At 74.9% G+C, this 16,302-nt stretch carries 15 protein-coding genes; 6 read left to right on the top strand and 9 right to left on the bottom strand.

The features are described 5' to 3' along the window. The first annotated feature begins 12 nt into the window (after window positions 1-12). Window positions 13-435 (top strand): DUF350 domain-containing protein, encoded by a 423-nt coding sequence (locus AW27_RS01370; RefSeq protein WP_037917286.1) that lies wholly within the window; start codon window positions 13-15, stop codon window positions 433-435. Between the two features lie 120 nt (window positions 436-555). Here the strand turns inward: AW27_RS01370 and AW27_RS01365 are convergent, their stop codons facing one another. From AW27_RS01365 to AW27_RS01350, 4 genes are all read right to left on the bottom strand, one after another. Then, window positions 556-1,785: an acyltransferase family protein gene (locus AW27_RS01365; RefSeq protein ID WP_037917287.1), complete on the bottom strand. Its 1,230-nt coding sequence runs from the start codon at window positions 1,783-1,785 to the stop codon at window positions 556-558. A gap of 8 nt (window positions 1,786-1,793) precedes the next feature. Beyond that, window positions 1,794-2,852 carry an alpha/beta hydrolase gene (locus tag AW27_RS01360; RefSeq protein ID WP_037917289.1) on the bottom strand — a complete coding sequence of 353 codons (1,059 nt, stop codon included), beginning with the start codon at window positions 2,850-2,852 and terminating at the stop codon, window positions 1,794-1,796. Window positions 2,853-3,043: 191 nt separating this feature from the next. Continuing rightward, window positions 3,044-3,724: a response regulator gene (locus tag AW27_RS01355; RefSeq protein ID WP_037917291.1), complete on the bottom strand. Its 681-nt coding sequence runs from the start codon at window positions 3,722-3,724 to the stop codon at window positions 3,044-3,046. Further along, entirely contained in the window at window positions 3,721-5,139 is a 1,419-nt protein-coding gene (locus AW27_RS01350) for a sensor histidine kinase (protein WP_063890549.1), read from the bottom strand. Before AW27_RS01350 ends, AW27_RS01355 begins: the two co-directional genes overlap by 4 nt. An 83-nt stretch (window positions 5,140-5,222) precedes the next feature. Between AW27_RS01350 and AW27_RS01345 the strand changes: the two genes are divergently transcribed. After that, window positions 5,223-6,170, top strand: coding sequence for an AEC family transporter (locus tag AW27_RS01345; RefSeq protein WP_037917293.1), 948 nt, complete (start codon window positions 5,223-5,225; stop codon window positions 6,168-6,170). Window positions 6,171-6,237: 67 nt separating this feature from the next. Further along, a complete protein-coding gene (locus tag AW27_RS01340; RefSeq protein ID WP_052030145.1) occupies window positions 6,238-6,630 on the top strand; it encodes a hypothetical protein in 393 nt (130 codons plus the stop codon). Here the strand turns inward: AW27_RS01340 and AW27_RS01335 are convergent. Beyond that, on the bottom strand, window positions 6,584-7,711 hold the full coding sequence (locus AW27_RS01335) for a S1 family serine peptidase (protein WP_157840180.1): 1,128 nt from the start codon (window positions 7,709-7,711) through the stop codon (window positions 6,584-6,586). The genes AW27_RS01340 and AW27_RS01335 overlap by 47 nt on opposite strands. Window positions 7,712-7,723: 12 nt before the next feature. Next, window positions 7,724-9,280 carry an FAD-binding oxidoreductase gene (locus AW27_RS01330; RefSeq protein WP_052030147.1) on the bottom strand — a complete coding sequence of 519 codons (1,557 nt, stop codon included), beginning with the start codon at window positions 9,278-9,280 and terminating at the stop codon, window positions 7,724-7,726. Window positions 9,281-9,464: 184 nt separating this feature from the next. Here AW27_RS01330 and AW27_RS01325 point away from each other — a divergent pair, with 184 nt between their 5' ends. Further along, a complete protein-coding gene (locus AW27_RS01325; protein ID WP_037917295.1) occupies window positions 9,465-10,667 on the top strand; it encodes a cytochrome P450 family protein in 1,203 nt (400 codons plus the stop codon). 103 nt (window positions 10,668-10,770) lie between these two features. On the opposite strand, the gene AW27_RS01320 is transcribed toward AW27_RS01325, so the two are convergent. From AW27_RS01320 to AW27_RS01310, 3 genes are all read right to left on the bottom strand, one after another. Continuing rightward, on the bottom strand, window positions 10,771-11,169 hold the full coding sequence (locus tag AW27_RS01320; RefSeq protein ID WP_037917297.1) for a VOC family protein: 399 nt from the start codon (window positions 11,167-11,169) through the stop codon (window positions 10,771-10,773). Window positions 11,170-11,317: 148 nt separating this feature from the next. Beyond that, on the bottom strand, window positions 11,318-12,088 hold the full coding sequence (locus tag AW27_RS01315) for a class I SAM-dependent DNA methyltransferase (RefSeq protein WP_078555954.1): 771 nt from the start codon (window positions 12,086-12,088) through the stop codon (window positions 11,318-11,320). Window positions 12,089-12,121: 33 nt separating this feature from the next. Beyond that, the gene (locus tag AW27_RS01310) at window positions 12,122-13,636 is read right to left on the bottom strand and encodes an IucA/IucC family protein (RefSeq protein ID WP_037917299.1); all 1,515 of its coding nucleotides are present in this window, start codon (window positions 13,634-13,636) and stop codon (window positions 12,122-12,124) included. Window positions 13,637-13,767: 131 nt separating this feature from the next. Between AW27_RS01310 and AW27_RS01305 the strand changes: the two genes are divergently transcribed. Next, the gene (locus AW27_RS01305; RefSeq protein ID WP_037917301.1) at window positions 13,768-15,327 is read left to right on the top strand and encodes an IucA/IucC family protein; all 1,560 of its coding nucleotides are present in this window, start codon (window positions 13,768-13,770) and stop codon (window positions 15,325-15,327) included. 96 nt (window positions 15,328-15,423) lie between these two features. Further along, a complete protein-coding gene (locus AW27_RS01300) occupies window positions 15,424-16,284 on the top strand; it encodes an MBL fold metallo-hydrolase (RefSeq protein WP_037917303.1) in 861 nt (286 codons plus the stop codon). The last annotated feature ends 18 nt before the right edge of the window (window positions 16,285-16,302 follow it).

Below are 16,302 nucleotides of genomic sequence, written 5' to 3'. Positions count from 1 at the left end.
ACGGGCTTCTCAATGAGCGACATCATCAACGGACTTGGCCGCACCGGCGCCTACGGTGCCCTGGGCCTGGTGCTGCTGATTCTCGGCATCGTCCTGGTGGACGTGCTGACGCCCGGGAAGCTCCCGAAGCTGATCTGGGAGGAGCGCAACCGCAATGCGGCCCTCTTCCTCAGCTCGGCCCTCCTTGGCGTCGGCGGCATCGTCTTCACGTCGATCTGGACCACCTACGACGACTTCGGCAAGGGCCTGGCGGCGACGGCGGCCTTCGGCCTCCTCGGTCTGCTCCTGATGGCCGTGGCCTTCCTGGTGCTCGACCTGGTGACGCCGGGCAAGCTCGGCACCATCGTCGTCGATCCGGAGCCCCACCCTGCGGTGTGGGTCTCCGCCGCCTGCAACCTCGCCGTCGCCGCGATCGTCGCCGCCTCGATCGCCTGACGCGGGAGCAGTCGAACGCGCAGCGAGCGCCGATCCGTCAGGGGAGCGGCGCTCGCTGCGTACCGGTACCGGCACCCCCCGGCCCGGTCTCGCCGCGCGGACACCCTTCCGGTCACAGCACTAGGCCAGCCCCAGCGCGAACAGTCCGAAGCCCGCCGCCAGCAGTCCCGCCACCGTACGCCGCGCCGCGCTCGGCGGCCGGCCCGGCGCCGGCGGCGCCTCGAACCGCCGCGCGTACCGGGCGATCGCCACCAGCAGTGCCGCGAACACCGGCATCCACGCCATCCGCGCCGCGATCCAGCCCGGACTGTCCGGCGCCGCGGTGAGCCCGGCCACACCACCCGCGAACGACGCCGGCACGGCAGCCGCCAGCATCGCCGTCTGGTGCCAGCACAGGATCGTCATCGCACACAGGTTGACCACCACCACCGGGGCCCACAGGGCGGGCCGGGCCAGCAGCCGGGCCAGCCGGTCGCGCAGCAGGATCGCCGCACCCGACTGCGCCGAGGCCAGGGCGAGCACGAGCAGCGACGGCGGGTGCGAGTTGGTCCGGGCCGCACCCGGCACTCCCACCATCGACGCCGGATAGTGGAAGACCGCCAGCAGCACCGCGAACAGCAGCACCCCGCCGACCAGCAGCAGCCGGGCCCCGCGGCGCCCGATCCGCCGCTCGCCCCAGGCAACGCCCAGCTGGTACGCGAACAGCCAGCCCGGCAGGACGTTCAGCACCGGCAGCCACGACGGCACGGACTGCGCGGTGGGGCCGTAGCGCAGGAGGTCCACCACCGCGACCGAGACCAGCATCGGCGCCGCCGCCCAGCCTCCGAGCCGCTGCGCGGCCCGCGCACAGTACGGGGTCAGTGCGGTGACCACCACGTACACGGCGACGAACCACAGCGGTTGGACGACCAGCGTCGCGCCGGTCCGCAGCGTCGCCTCCGGCACCCCGGCCGCGTACAGCACCGGCGCGGCCAGTCCCCACACCGCGGTGACGCCGAGCACCGGCCGCCCCAGGCGGACGATCCGGCCCTTCAGCCAGGCGCCCGTCGACCCCGAACGGCGCCGGTGGGAGAGCACCGAGGCGTACCCGCCGACGAGGAAGAAGACTCCCAGCATCTGCAGCAGCCAGCTCGCCGGCGCCAGTTCGCCGAAGGACGACAGCGGACTGGAGTTGTGCAGAGCGCCGTCGGCGTCGAGGGTGAAGCCGCCGAGCATCCAGTGGCCGGTCGGTACGGCCAGCAGCGCCAGGGCGCGCAGCCCGTCGACCGCCCGGTCGCGGTGGGCGGGGGTCTGCCGGTCGATCCGCCCGACGGTCCGGCGCAGGGGTGCCAGGACCGTGGCCGGGCTCATCGCGGCTCTCATCGGGCCTCCCCCTTGGCGATCGCCGCGAACGCCGCGAGGGACTGCGTGCCGGGCGCGAAGTAGCCCGCGTGGCCCCGCACATCGGCCGCGGGTACCCGGCGCGCGCCGAAGGCCGCGGAGGTCGGGTCCGCGCCGTGGCCGATCCCGGCGAGGCTGACGTTCGGAACATCCGCGATCCAGTCCGAGGGCCCCCGGGCCGCCCAGACACGGGCGCCGGTGTGCAGGGCGTCCGCGGTGTCCGCCCGCATGCCCGGAGAACCGAAGGCGACGAGGTCGGTCGCGTCGGTGTGCCGGGCTGCCAGTCCGCAGACCACCGAGCCGTAGCTGTGGCAGAACAGCACCGGGTCGGGTGCGCCGACCGCGTCGAGCCCCGCGGTGAAGCGGGTCAGGCGGATCGCCCCGGCCGCGGCCAGCCGTCCGCCGGCGGCGTCGAGGCCGACGCCGACCGGAGTGGTGTACCCCGTCCACGCGACGACGGCCACCGAACCGCCGGGCGCGGCCCCCTCGGTCGCCGCGCGCAGCGCCCGGGCCATTGCGGCCGGGCCGGTGTGCGGCGCGCGCCGGGCGTCGTAGGAAGCGGCGTCGTTGTCGTTGCCGGGCACGATCACCGACACGTGCGCGGCGTGTTCCAGATCTCCGAAGACCTCGGCGACCTGCCCCCGGCCGCGCGGGTCGAAGGCCAGGATCTGCCGGTCGGGCGCGGCCAGGGACGCGTACCGCGCATCACCCGTGGCGGCCGCGGCGATGCGGTTGGCCTCGTACCGCAGGGGCACCGGAGCCCCGTCGAGATTGCCGACCACCAGCGGATGGGACCGTACCAGCGCCGTGCGCGCCGCCGCGTCGAGCCCTGCGAAGAACCGGGCCACCTCGTGCGGCGTCGCCGTCGCCGGATCGGGCAGCGCCCGGCCGTAGGCCGTGTCGGCACGCCAGGCGGCGCTGCCCGGCGGCGGCCCGGTGACCGCCGACTGGCTGTCGCCCGAGGCCCAACCGGCCGTCCCCCCGGCCCCGGCCACTGCCAGCGCGGCCGTGACCAGTGCCCTTCCCAAGCGGCGCATGCCCCTTCTCCTCTCCTCGTGACGAGGGGGAAGGTAGGAAGACGGAGCCTGCGGGCACGTCCGACCGTGGAGCCAAGCCGGATGTCATACCCCGGTAGGGGGTGGAGGAGGACGCGGCCTCGCGCGGACCCGCCGCGGGCCGATGCCCGGCGGACGTCCCGTCCGCTCCGCGCGCCGGGCTGCCCGTCGGCTCAGGCCGAGCCGCCCGGCCGCACCAGGCCCGCCTCGTAGGCGAAGATCACCGCCTGGGCCCGGTCCCGCAGGTCGAGCTTGGCCAGCACCCGCCCGATGTGCGTCTTCACCGTCTGCTCCGCCAGGACCAGGTGACCGGCGATCTCCTGGTTCGACAGCCCCCGCGCGATCAGCTCCAGCACCTCGGTCTCGCGCGGGGTCAGACCGTTGAGCCGTAGCGCCGGGTCCCTGCGCGGCGCGGGCCGCTGCCGGACGAAGTCCGCGATCAGCCGCCGGGTCACCGAGGGCGCCAGAAGTGCCTCGCCCGACGCCACGACGCGTACCGCCGCGATCAGATCGGCCGGCGGGGCGTCCTTCAGCAGGAAGCCCGAGGCCCCGGCGCGCAGTGCCTCGTACACGTAGTCGTCGATGTCGAAGGTGGTCAGCATCAGCACCCGCGGCCGGTGCACCACCCCGGGCGGCGGTTCGAGGATCTCCCTGGCCGCCGTCAGTCCGTCCATCTCCGGCATCCGTACGTCCATCAACACCACGTCGGGATGCGTGGAGCGGGACACCTGCACCCCCTGCCGGCCGTCCGGGGCCTCGCCCACCACGTCGATGTCGGCCTGCGCGGACAGCAGCGCGGCAAATCCCGCCCGCACCATGGCCTGGTCGTCGACGATGACCACGCGGATGGTCAACTGCGCTCCTCGTACGTCTCGTTCGCTTCGCACCCTGCGGCGGTCCCGTCACCGCCGCGCACCGGCAGGCGCGCGGCGACCCGGAAGCCCCCGTCGGGCAGTGGCCCGGTGTCCAGCGTCCCCCCGGTCAACCGTACGCGCTCCCGCATCCCCACCAGACCGTGCCCCGTGCCCGGACCCCGCGGCTCCACCAGCGCCTCCCGGTCCGCCGGCCCGTTGACGACGAGCACCAGCACCTCGTCCTCGTCGGCCGTGACCGAGACCCGGGTCGGTGCGCCCGGCGCGTGGCGCACCACGTTGGCGAGTGCCTCCTGCACGATCCGGTACGCCGACAGGTCCGCCGCGGGCGGGGCCGCCTGCGCCGCGCCGGCCGCCAGCGACAGTTCCACCGGCTGGCCCGCCCGTACGGTGGCCTCCACCAGCTGCTGGAGCCGGCCGATCCCCGGCTGCGGAGCCCGCTCGCCGGCGGCGGCGCCGTCGCCTCCACCGGGGCCGTCCGCGGGACCCGCCCCGTCGGGGGCCCGCAGGACGCTCAGCAGCCGGCGCATCTCCGCGAGCGATTCCCGCGCGCCGGCCGCGATCGCGGCGAACTCCTGCTGCACCGGTTCCGGCATGCCCGGCAGCCGGTAGGGCGCCGAATCGGCCTGCACAGTGATCACCGACATGTGGTGGGCCACGACGTCGTGCAACTCGCGTGCGATCCGCGCGCGTTCTTCCAGCAGGGTGCGCCGGGACCGTTCGGCCTCGCTGATGACCTCCTGCTCGGCGATCCGCCGGCGCGCGTCGCCCAGCCCGCGCAGGGCGCCCGTCAGCGCCAGCACGACACCGGCGAGCACGAAGAGCAGCGCTGCGCTGTTCATGGTGTGCCGGGGCTGGAAGAAGCCCAGCACGGCACCGACGACGCCCGTCGCCAGCCACACCCCGACCAGGGTCCGGACGGACTCGCGCAGCCCCAGGCAGGCCATCAGCACGAGGTAGCCGACGATGGCCATCGGCGTCCACGGCCAGGGGTGTCCGGCCACCTCGTCGGCCAGGGCCAGCGGGACCGCACCGGCGGTGTCCGCCACCAGGACGAGCAGCCAGGCGGGCAGCGCCCGGGTCACCGCGAGGAGCAGCGGCACCGTCTGCGCCACTGCGAACGCGCCCGCCCAACCCCCGTCCATGCCGTAGTCGTTGGTGAGCACCGATATGGTCGTCGGCAGCAGCGCGACCACGAAGACCCCGGTCACGAGGTAGGGGAGCGCGCGCTGCCAGGCCTTGGGAGCCCGTGCGAACAGCGGCGGGGTCGGAGCGGCGCCGGCGCGCAGGGCCTCGCTGATTCGGGTCCGGGCGCCGGGCCCCCACGGGTCGGCGGTGCGGGCGGGCGCCCCTGCCGGGGGGTGGCTTCCGGTCCGTTCGCGGGCTCTGTCGCTCATGATCGCACCAGCCTATGATCCGCCGGGCCCGCGAGGGCGCCGGGGTACGCTGCACCCGAGCCGATCATGGGGGAGATGTTGGCATGGGCGGGGCGGCCGCGCTGGAGAAACTGGTGCCGGTGCTGCTGGCCTTCGGCGGCGGAGTCCTCCTCGCGCGCCGCAGGGCCGTTCCGGCAGCGGCGTCCAAGGTCTTCTCCGACTACGCCTTCCTCTTCGCGGTGCCGTGCTATCTCTTCGGCAACATCTACACGAGCGACCTCGCCACCCTGTTCGACCGGCGGTCGATCGGCGGCTACGCCGCGGCCGCGACGATCGCCGCGGCGGCCGTCGCGCTGGCGGTGGTCGCCCGGGGGCTGCGGGAGCCCCGCGATGTGGCCTTGCGCGTGATGGCCGCAGTCCAGGTGAACACGGCCTACTTCGCCGTCCCCGTGTTCATCACCGTCTTCGGGACGGCCGCGCCGATCTTCCCGATCCTGCTCTTCCAGGTCTGCGTCCTGTCCCTGGTCGTCATCGCCCTTATGGAGCTGGGCCGGTCCGCCCCCGACGGGGCCGGACCGGGCCGGCGGCTGTACCGGGCCGCCGGCACCTCGCTCACCACCCCGCTGGTCCTCGCCTGCAACACGGGCATCCTGCTCAACCTGTTGTCGGTGCGGGTTCCGGCCGTGCTGCTCGACGGAGCCGCCTTCGTCGGCAACAGCGCCTCGCCGGTGGCCCTGTTCGCCCTCGGTCTGCACCTCGGCGGGGTCGGCCTCCGCCTGCGGGGCACAGCGCGCGAGGAACTGGCCCTGATCGGCTTCAAGTGCCTGGCGTTCCCCCTGCTGACGTGGACGGTCTGCGGGCCGGTCTTCGGTGTGCGGGGCGACTGGCTGGCGTACCTGGTTCTGATCGCCGCGATGCCGACCCAGCAGAACCTGTTCATCTTCGCCCAGCGCTACGGCGTGGGCGTCGACCTCTCCGCCTCGGTCGTGATCAAGACCTCGCTCGTGTCGCTGGTGCTGCTGCCCCTCTGGCTGCGGACGTTCGCCTTCTGAGCGGCCCGCGGTACGAACGGCACCGGTGTTCACGTACCCCCGGGCGGGACCGGCTCGTTGATCCGGCATGGAACTGCCGACCATCGCGGCGCCGGGCGTCGGGGAACGGGCCGACGCCGCGGCCGATGCCGCTTGCCACCTCTACGACAGCGTCGCGCCCTGGGGGCCCGGCGCGCCCGGCGGGTGGAGCCGGACCGCGGCCGAGGACGCCGCCGAGGCGATCGAGACCACCGCGTACGCCCTCGCGTCCGCCGCGCCGGGCGCCGAGGTGGTCCTGGCACCCGTCCACGCGGCCTTGGCCGACCTGCGCCGCCGGCTCGGCCTGGCGCCCGCCGAGCCGCTGACCGGCGACGGGCTGCCGGCGACCCCGCGTTCGGTCGGCAACCCGCGGCGGACGCGGTGGGTACGGGCCCTCACCGCGCCTTCGCCCCGGCAACCGCCTTCTCGTACAACTTCCTGATGTCCGTGCCGAAGGAGGAGCTGTATGACACGTCGGGCGTGTTCCCGCCCGTCTTCCAGCCGCCGATGACGCCGACCACGTCGCCGGTTCCGGTGCGGTCGTTCAGCCGCAGCAGGAAGGGGCCGCCGCTGGTGCCGCCGGGGTAGCCGGTGCAGGCGATCCGCAGGAACGAGCCCGGGATCCGGGCGTCGGTGCTGGTGTACTTCGTCGTCCGGTTCACGCACCGGCGCGGCCGGGCGGCGGTGGACGGGTGCCCGATGAGCGTGACCCGCGCGTGGGTGAAGCCCGCACCGGTGACCAGTCGGTTGCCGCCGACCACGTCCTGCACCCGCCGCCCCTTCGGACCCGGCCCGACCTGGGCGAAGGCCACGTCGAGCGCGGCCGCGCGGTTGACGCCCTGGGTGCGGTAGCGCTGGTCGATCCAGATCTTGGAGCGCCCCGCCGCCGTGCGCACGACCGGGAACATGCCGAAGGGCCGCGGCGTGGCCCGCGTGTACCGCGGGACGAAGGCCACCTGCCGGGTGTCGGCCCCGAGCAGGCAGTGCGCGGCGCTGATGACCAGATTGCGGCCGGGGGAGGCGACCACGCTCGCGGTGCAGAAGTAGGAGCCGCCGCCCTTCACGAGGAACATCCGGCCGACGACCGGAAGCCCGCCGAAGTCCTGCCCGACACCGGGGCCGGCGGCGGGGATCCGGGGCTGGGCCGGTCCGGCGGGAGGGGGAGCGGGTGCCGGGAGGGGGACCGGCGCGGTGGGGGAGGGCGGCGGCGTCTCCGGCCGCGTTTTCGCCGGGGTGGCCGCCGGTGGGACCGGCGGGACCGGAAGCGGCGGCGCGGGTGCCCCGGGTGGGGCGGGCGACGGAGGTACGACGGGGGGCCCCGGTGCCACGGCCGCCTCCGGCGCAACGGGCGGCAGGGGGCGGGCCACCGCCATCCGCTCGGGCGTCCAGAAGGACTCCGCGTCGTGCGCGCTCCAGCGGCCCGGGGCCACCGCGGCGGCGACCTCCGCCCCGGCCACGGGCAGCGGCCCCGCGGACACCAGCAGGGCGGCCGCGGCCGCGGTCACCGTCAACGTACGTCGCATGCCGGACACTCCCTAAACGGCCTGGGGGAAACGGAAGAGCCGGTCCGGATCGTGGGTACGCCGGACCTCCTCCAGCCGGGCGAGGTTCGAGCCGTAGTAGGCCTCGCGCCAGCCACTGAGCTTCGGGTCGATGTAGTTCTGGTAGGCGCGGCCGCTCGCCCACGGGCGGAGGTCCTGCCACAGCCCGTCGAGCCAGGCCTCGTGCCGGGCCGTGTCGGAGGCGGAAGCGGATTCCGGCCAGTAGACGAGGTACTGGGCGAGGAAGGCGCTGTCGCGGTGCGCGAAGGCGGTGTCGCCGACCGCGACCCGGTTCACGGCGCCGCCGCAGACCCCGTCGAGCTGGACCACGCCGAGCCCGCCGCGAGGAGCGTCGGCCCCGTATCGCCGGACGGCGTCCAGGACCGCGCCGATCGCCGCGTCCGGCAGACCCGCGCCGTCCCAGAAGTCGGAGCGGGCGGCGTACGAGTCCCTGCCGAGGCGCCCCCGGGGATCCCGACCGGGCAGGATGCCGGGCAGCCGGCACTCCGGAGCGCTCAGGTCCAGGCACCCGGACATGGCCCGCAGGGTGTCCCCGTGGCTGCGTACGACGATCCAGCTGTCCCGCGGCACCGCGCCCACCAGGTCGGACAGCCGCGTCAACTGACGTTCCAGTTCCTGGCGTCCGTCGAGGCACACCACCCGGACGGAGGGCGCCACCGCGGCGTCGCCGCGCGGCCCGGACGCCGGCCCTGGTCCGGGTGCGGACCCGGACCCTGCCTCGACCGTGAACTCCACCTGGCTCCAGAACGGGTCCGGCAGACCGCCCAGCCAGCGCTGCCAGCCGCGCAGGACGTCCGCGGAAGCGGCGGCGGGCCAGTGCAGTTCCGCGAAGGCGCAGTCGCCGGCCGGGTGGGTGCGGAAGCGGAACTCGGTCACCACGGCGAAGTTGCCACCGCCACCGCCGCGCAGCGCCCAGAACAGGTCCGGATCCCGGTCCGCCGCGACCTCGCGGACGGTCCCGTCGGCGGTCACCACCCGCGCCCCGGTCAGCCGGTCCGCGGTGGTCCCGTACGCCCGGGAGGCCAGGCCGAGCCCACCGCCGAGCGTGAGCCCGGCGATGCCGACGGACGGGCACAGCCCGGCCGGCACGGCCCGCCCCCGCGCGGCGAGGGCGGTGTGCACGTCGCCGAGCCGGGCGCCCGCCCCGATCCGTACGCGGTCCCCCTCGACGCTCACCGCGGCCATCGCTCCGGTGTCGACGAGCAGGGCGCCGGTTCGGGCGGACCAGCCGGCGTAGCTGTGCCCGCCGCCGCGCGGTACCACGGGCACGGCCGAGCGCCGGGCGAAGTCAAGGCAGACGGCGACGTCCCCGGCGTGCGCGGGATAGGCCACCGCGGCCGGCGCGACGGCGTCGTAGCGGGGCTGGAACAGCCGCCGGGCCTCCGGGTAGTCGCGGTCCCCCGGAAGCACCAGCCGCCCGTCGATCCCGCGGGCCAGTGCGCCGAGGTCGGGGCCCCCGGCCGCCGCGCCGACGGTGGCGAGGACGGCCGCGGCCGCACCGCCGAGGACCCGGCGCCGAGGGAGGCTCATGCCTCCTTCCTGCCACCGTCCACCCGGATCCCGGTGCAGGCGGGTCCCACGCGCACCGCGCTGACCCCCGAACGGCGCATCGCGGAGGCGGTTTCCACTCGTCGGGCCCGCGGCCCGGATCGCGCTCGCGTGAACGCCCGAACCGACCCCCGCCCGGCGAACCCGCCGCCGTAGGCTGCCCCCCATGAGTCTTGTGGACCTCACAGCGCACGCCGAAGAGTTCAACGCCGACCCGTACCCCTTCTACGAGGCCCTGCGCGCCGCCGGCCCCGTCCACCGGCTGGTGCTGGGCGGTGAACGCGCCTGGTTGGTCGTCGGCCACGAAGAGGCCAGAGAGGCCCTGAACCACCCGGCCCTGTCGAAGAACTGGCTCGGATCCGAGCTGATCGAGGTCACGCAGGTCCCCGCCGTCGCCACCAACATGCTGGACACGGACCCGCCGCACCACACCCGGCTGCGGCGTCTGGTGGCCCGCGAGTTCACCGCCCGCCGGGTCGAGTCCCTGCGGCCCCGGGTCCAACAGATCACCGACGGGCTGCTGGACGCGATGGAGGCCCTGCCCGGACGCCGGGCCGACCTGATCGCCTCCTTCGCCGTACCGCTGCCGATGACCGTCATCTGCGAGCTGCTGGGCGTCCCCAACCTGGACCGCGCCCGTTTCCGCTACTGGTCGGGCGAGATCGTCGCCCCGCTCGACGGCGCCGGCGCGGACCCCCGCGTCCTTGAGGAGATGACCGCCTACCTCTTCGAACTCGTGGCGGCCAAGGCCCAGGAGCCGGGCGAGGACCTGCTCAGCGCCCTGATCCGGACCCGCGACGAGGACGGCGATCAGCTCTCCCCGGACGAGCTCATCGGAATGGCCTTCCTGCTGTTGGTCGCGGGCCACGAGACCACCGTCAACCTGATCGGCAACGGGGTGCGGGCCCTGCTCGCACATCCCGGGCAGCTCGCCGCGCTCCGTGCCGACCCGGACGGGCTGATCGGCGGCGCGGTGGAGGAGATGCTGCGCTACGACGGGCCGGTGCAGCATGCCACGTACCGCTTCGCCGACACCGATCTGGAGCTCGGTGGCGTCTCCATCCCGACCGGATCCTCCGTCATGGTCGCCCTCGCCGCCGCCGACCGAGATCCGGCGCGGTTCACCGCGCCGGGGCTGCCCGGACCGGAGGTGTTCGACATCCGGCGCACCGGCCAGGGTCACCTGGCCTTCGGCCACGGCATCCACCACTGCCTCGGCGCACCGCTCGCCCGGTTGGAGGGCCGTATCGCGATCCGCTCGCTGCTGGAACGTTTCCCCGGCCTGGCCGAGGACCCGGAGGCCGGACCGCGCGACTGGCTCCCGGGCACCCTGATGCGTGGCGTGACACGGTTGCCCCTGTGCTGGTGACCCGGCGCCTGGATCGGTCCGGGGCGGCGGACCGTGTCGGCACCCGGTCGCGCCCGAGGGGTGCAGGGCGTCAGGGAGCCGGCGTTCCGAGGGGTGCGGGGCGTCAGGGAGCCGGTGGCCCGAGGGGCGGCAGGCGGCGCTGGAGCAGGCAGAACTCGTTGCCTTCGGGGTCGGCCAGGACGTGCCAGTTCTCCGTGCCGTCCTGGCCGATGTCGACGGGCCGGGCACCGAGGGCGAGCAGCCGTTCCAGCTCTGCGGCCGGGTCCCGGTCGGTGGCGTTGACGTCGATGTGCAGCGGGAGCTTGCCGGTCCGCGGATCGTCGCTCGGGCTGAGGACGAGCGTGGGCTGCGGGCCGCCGAACCCGGTGCCGGGCGGCCCGATCTCGATACTCCCGTCGTCCTCGCGGCCGAGCTCGACGTAACCGAGGACCTTGCCCCAGAACTCGGCGAGTCGCTCGGGCTCGGTACAGTCCAGGACCAGCTCACTGATGCGGCATGCCATGCCGGGCAGTGTACGGAGCCGCCCCGCCGATCGCCGAGGGCCGGACCGGCCGGGCTGCCGGGCGGGTGGACAGGTGACCACCGGTCCGCCTCGAAGCGTCCTGTTGCCGCGGTTTCGACCGACCGGCAGCGGTGCGCGAGCAGGGGCGTCAGCCCCGGCGGCGGGCCGTCGGCCGCCGACCGGCGAGGCCTGCGGCCGGGGGTGGTCCGGGGGTCCCGGACGGGTCCGCGTGCCGGGCGGAAGCGGCGGCCGGCTCCGCGCCCGTCCGTCCCTTGCGGGCCAGCAGGAAGGCCTGCGGGGAGGTTTCGCAGGGTGTCGGTTCGCGGAGGAGGCGGGCGACCTCTGCTAGGCCGGCCCCGGACAGCAGGGCGGCGATGCGGTCCGGCGGTATCCGGTACACGTCCAGGCCGACGGGGTCCCCGGCCGTGTGTTGCGGCCGGGACCGCTCGTCGCCCGGCTCGAAGGCGATCAGGGCGTGACCGCCCGGCGCCAGCACGCGCGCGAACTCCGAGAAAACCGAGGGCAGTTCCGTGGGCGGCGTATGCACCGTGGAATACCAGGCGACGACCCCGCCGAGCACCCCGTCGGCGATGTCCAGCGCGGCCATCGACCCCACCTCGAACCGCAGCCCCGGATACGTCCGGCGGGCCACCGCCACCATCGCCGGGGACAGGTCCACGCCGAAGGCACGCACCCCGATGCCGTCCAGATGTGCCGTCACCCGCCCCGGACCGCAGCCCAGGTCGGCGACCGCGCGGCCGGCCCCGCCGTCCTCGCCGCGCACGCACGCGGCGAATGCGGCCAGCATGGCTCTGTCCAGCGGCTTCCCGGCCAGTTCCGTGCGGTGTCGCCGCGCGTGGTCGACGGCGACGGCGTCGTAGTACGCCCGTACGGAGTGCAAGTACGAGGAAGCTGTCATGCCCCTGAACAGTAGCCCGCCCGGGGCCCCGGATCATCCTCCGCTCAGCGGATTGGGCAATTCCGCCCACTGGTCGCCCGGGACGTCCGGGCTCAGCCGCATGAAGGTGAGGGCCTTGGTGGGCAGCAGGCCCGTGAGCAGGGCCTCGGTGTCGGAGGTGGCCGGCAGGCCGGCCGCCTCCGCGAGCACCTCGGCGAAGGCTCCGGCCGAGCCCGCCGTGGCGCCGAGCGCCCCGGTCAGCAGGGACCCGAAGAGCTTGCGGCGCAGCACGGCCACGTCGTCCGTCACCAGCCTGCCCGACAGCGGGGGCACCGGCAGTCCGTGCGCCCGCAGCCGGGCCGGGCTGATCCGGATGTCGGCGAGGTCGCGGTAGACCAGCCGCAGGGGCGCGCCCGTGGGGGACAGGACGACCAGGAGGTTCTGCCCGTGGGCCTCCAGCGCCACCCCCAGTTCCAGCACCCGCAGGCACACCGACAGCGCGAGGCGGGCGAACCGCGCCCGCCACGCCGCCGACCGGGCGGGCGGATAGCAGGCCAGGGCGGCCACCGGCAGCACGCGCTCACCGGCGGCGGCGTCCGCGTACAGCTCGGGCGGCTCGCGCAGCACGGCCGCGAGGTCGGGGCTGTGCGCGGTCGCCGCTCCCAGCGTGCGGGTGATGTGCAGCCGCCCGTCGAGCCGCTCGGCCAGCCCCTGCGCGAAGCCGGACACGGCCGCCGCCGTCTCGATGGAGTACACCGAGATGTCCCGGACGGACGAGGTCAGCCGGGCACTCAGCGCGGTCTTCACGTGCGCGCCGCCGTCGGCGGGAGCCAGCGTGCGCAGCGCCATCAGCGGATGGGCCGCGAAGCCGGACCGCACCCGCTCGCGCCCCAGTACGTGCGCCGCCTGCCACGGATGCACCGGGACCAGGATCCGCCCGTCCTCCCGCAGCCGCTCCGGCCAGTTGCCGGTGACCAGACACTCCTCGGCCCGCACGGGGACCAGGCCGAGCTCCACCACCGGCCGGTGCTCGGGTGCGTAGGCCAGCTCCTCGGCGACCGAGAAGCCGGGCCGGGAACGGCAGTTGGGATGGTAGGGATGGCCGTCGACCACCCGCTGCTCCCACTCCCGGGTGCTCTGCGGCACAGGGTCCTGCCCGTCGGACGGCTGCCCGGCCCGGGAGAGGGCCAGGGAGGCCGTACTGGCGTCCAGCTCGGCAGCGAAGTCCTCCCCGTGCGGGATCCCGAGGGCTCGGACGAGCTGTCCGGCCCGGTGGTGGGCCGTGCCGTCCAGCAGCAGCTCCTCCACGTAGGGCCGCGTCGCGTACGGGTCCGGCGGTGGACCCTCCAGCCGGCCGCCCCCCGCCAGCAGCAGCGTCAGCCCGTCCGGCGCCCCCTTCCGGCCCGCGATCCAGGGCAGGGGCTCGAAGGCCAGGGCCCGCCACAGCCGGGTGAGCACGGCCGCCCGGGCGCCGCCCAGCGAGGCGGCGTAGGCGGGCACGAGCGCGGGCCGTACGGCGGCCAGTTCGGCGGCGACGGCTTCTTCGGCCGCGGAGGAGGGAAAGGGCATGCTGGGCTCCGCCTTCGGAATGGCGCTTCGAGTTTCGCTTCGAATGTCGCTTCACGGGATGATCAAGTAATCATTGCGGATACCGACGATCACGGCCGGTGGTACCGCTCCGCGGACCTCCTGCCCACCGGATGGACCGAATGGAACCAGTGGACCTCAACGCCGCCGCAGACGCCTACGCCGCCACCCCGCTCCTGAACTGCCTGCTCCGCGAGGCGGCCGAGCCCGCGGGGCCGGACGGGCCCGCCGGCACGGCCGTCCACCGGCTGCGGGGCAGCGGGCGGCTGCTCCGCGTGCGCGGCGGCCGCCGCCCCGTGTGCCCCGAACTGCGCACGGCCAGCGGCTGGCACCCGCTCCGCCACACCGAACTGGTCAAACTCGTCTCCGACGAGCTCGGCCGATTCACGGGCGTCACCAACGACGAACTGCCGGTCGAGATCACCGACAGCCGCGACGCGCTCGCCGCGCTGCTCGCCGCCCGGGCCTGCGCGGAGCCCCCGGCCGACCCGTATCTGCTCTCGGAGCAGTCCCTGGTGATGGGCCACCCGCACCACCCCGCCCCCAAGGCCCGCGGCGGGGCGCCGGCCGGGAGCTGGCTGCCGTACGCACCCGAGGCGCACGCCCGCTTCCCGCTGGTCTTCCTGGGGCTGCGCGAGGACAGCTGCTGGGAGGAGGGGGGCGCGGCCGCGACCGGTGCGATCGACTCCCTCGCCGATCTCCTCGACGGGCCGCGCCCTCCCGCCGGCTACCGGTTGCTGCCCGCCCACCCCTGGCAGCTCCGCCTGGCGGGGGACCGGCCCGCGGTGCGCGAGGCGTTCGCCGACGGGCGGCTGCTGTCGCTCGGTGAGAGCCGGCGGCCGGCCTGGCCCACCGCGTCCATCCGGACCCTCCACGTTCCGGATCCGTCGGCGGACCTGTTCGTGAAGTTCAGCCTCGACGTGCGGATCACCAACGACGTGCGCCGGCTCTGGCGGCACGACCTGCTCAAGCTGCGCCGGACCGACGCGGCCGTGGAGGCCGGGTTCGCCGCACTGCGAGAGGCCGGCTCGGACGCCGCCTGGCTCGCCGACCGCGGATACCGCACCGCCGCCTTCGCCTTCGAGGAGCTCGCGGTCCTCGTACGCGACGGCCTGCGCGCCCACACCGTGCCCGGAGGCACCCCGCTGCTGGCCGCAGCGCTGGCGGAGGGCGGTCCCGGAAGCCCTCCGCCGGGTGCCGGCGACCCGCTGGCGTGGTGGCGGGCCTACCTGCGCCAGGTCGTGCCGCCGGTGCTCGAACTCTTCGCCCGGCACGGCGTCGTACTGGAGGCGCACCTGCAGAACACCCTGGTCGCGGTCGACGCGTCGGGCATGCCCGTGCAGGCCCTCTTCCGGGACGCCGAAGGAGTCAAACTCCTCCCGGACCTGTCGCGCGCGGACGCCTGGCAACGCCTGGTGTACTGCCTGGTGGTCAACAACCTGGCGGAGATCGCGGGGGTGCTCGCCGGCCGGTACCCGGACGTCTCACCGCTCCTGTGGCCGGCCGTACGGGAGGAACTGCTGCGCTACGAGGAACAGCGCGGGCTTCCCGAAATCGCCGCGCTCCTCACCGCCCCCGCGCTGCCCGCGAAGACCAACCTGCTGCTGCGCTGGACCCGCGCCGACGGGGCGGACGCCCGCTACCGCCCCCTGCCGAACCCCCTGCGTACCTAGGGTCTGTCCGTCGCCTCCGTCGCCGGGCGCGCGATCCGGGCGGGTCCGGCCGACGGCCCGCTCCCGGGCGCCGGGCGGTGAGGATAGGTTGGAGGGGTGATCGATTTCCGCCGGGGCGCCCCGGTCGCAGGCAGCCTCGACGTCGTCTGGCACGCGGGCTGGCCCTCCCCGAAGCACGACCCGGCTCCGGAGATCCAGGTCCACGCCTACTCCGAACACACGGTGATTCTGCGGCAGAACAAGTCCGTGCACTTCGAAGCCCCGTTCCTCTTCCTGCTCTTCGGCAACGAACGGGCCCTGCTCCTCGACACGGGCGCCTCCACCGACCCGGCCCACTTCCCCCTGCGGGACACCGTCGACCGGCTCGTCGCTGACTGGTTGCAGCGCCATCCGAGGCCGGGGTACTCGCTGGTGGTCGCCCACACCCACGGGCACGGCGACCACGTCGCGGCGGACGGGCAGTTCGCGGACCGGCCGCGCACCACGCTGGTGGGCCCCCGGCTGGCCGAGGTCACGGCCGCTTTCGGTCTCACCGACTGGCCGCACCGCACCGGGACGTTGGACCTGGGAGGTCGGGTCCTCGACCTGATCCCCGGCCCCGGCCACCACCGGGCCGCCCTGGTCTTCCACGACCGCCACACCGGCCTCCTGCTGACGGGCGACTCCCTCTACCCGGGGCGGCTCTACATCGAGGACCGGGAGGCCTACTCGGCCACCGTGGACCGGCTGCTGGACTTCTGCTCCACCCGGCCGGTCCGCCACGTCCTCGGCTGTCACATCGAGATGACCGCCACGCCGGGCGAGGACTATCCCCGGGGTACCACGTACCAGCCGGACGAGCCGCCGCTCCAGCTCACCGCGGACCATCTGCGCGCCCTGCGCAGAGCCCTCGACGAGACGGCGGACCGCCGCGGCACGCACCCCTGCGGGGACTTCGTCCTCGTCTACCGCGACTGACGCGGGGGTCGGGCGGCG

The organism is Streptomyces sp. PCS3-D2 (genome assembly GCF_000612545.2).
GTDB lineage: Bacteria > Actinomycetota > Actinomycetes > Streptomycetales > Streptomycetaceae > Streptomyces.
The sequence above is the reverse complement of the archived record's forward strand: the minus strand, read 5'-3'. Positions and strand labels throughout refer to the sequence as shown.

Coding starts and splice junctions, on each gene's coding strand:
- AW27_RS01370 (WP_037917286.1), top strand. CDS start 13: ATGAGCGACATCATCAACGGACTTGGCCGCACCGGCGCCTACGGTGCC.
- AW27_RS01365 (WP_037917287.1), bottom strand. CDS start 1,785: ATGAGCCCGGCCACGGTCCTGGCACCCCTGCGCCGGACCGTCGGGCGG.
- AW27_RS01360 (WP_037917289.1), bottom strand. CDS start 2,852: ATGCGCCGCTTGGGAAGGGCACTGGTCACGGCCGCGCTGGCAGTGGCC.
- AW27_RS01350 (WP_063890549.1), bottom strand. CDS start 5,139: ATGAGCGACAGAGCCCGCGAACGGACCGGAAGCCACCCCCCGGCAGGG.
- AW27_RS01345 (WP_037917293.1), top strand. CDS start 5,223: ATGGGCGGGGCGGCCGCGCTGGAGAAACTGGTGCCGGTGCTGCTGGCC.
- AW27_RS01340 (WP_052030145.1), top strand. CDS start 6,238: ATGGAACTGCCGACCATCGCGGCGCCGGGCGTCGGGGAACGGGCCGAC.
- AW27_RS01335 (WP_157840180.1), bottom strand. CDS start 7,711: ATGCGACGTACGTTGACGGTGACCGCGGCCGCGGCCGCCCTGCTGGTG.
- AW27_RS01330 (WP_052030147.1), bottom strand. CDS start 9,280: ATGAGCCTCCCTCGGCGCCGGGTCCTCGGCGGTGCGGCCGCGGCCGTC.
- AW27_RS01325 (WP_037917295.1), top strand. CDS start 9,465: ATGAGTCTTGTGGACCTCACAGCGCACGCCGAAGAGTTCAACGCCGAC.
- AW27_RS01320 (WP_037917297.1), bottom strand. CDS start 11,169: ATGGCATGCCGCATCAGTGAGCTGGTCCTGGACTGTACCGAGCCCGAG.
- AW27_RS01315 (WP_078555954.1), bottom strand. CDS start 12,088: ATGACAGCTTCCTCGTACTTGCACTCCGTACGGGCGTACTACGACGCC.
- AW27_RS01310 (WP_037917299.1), bottom strand. CDS start 13,636: ATGCCCTTTCCCTCCTCCGCGGCCGAAGAAGCCGTCGCCGCCGAACTG.
- AW27_RS01305 (WP_037917301.1), top strand. CDS start 13,768: ATGGACCGAATGGAACCAGTGGACCTCAACGCCGCCGCAGACGCCTAC.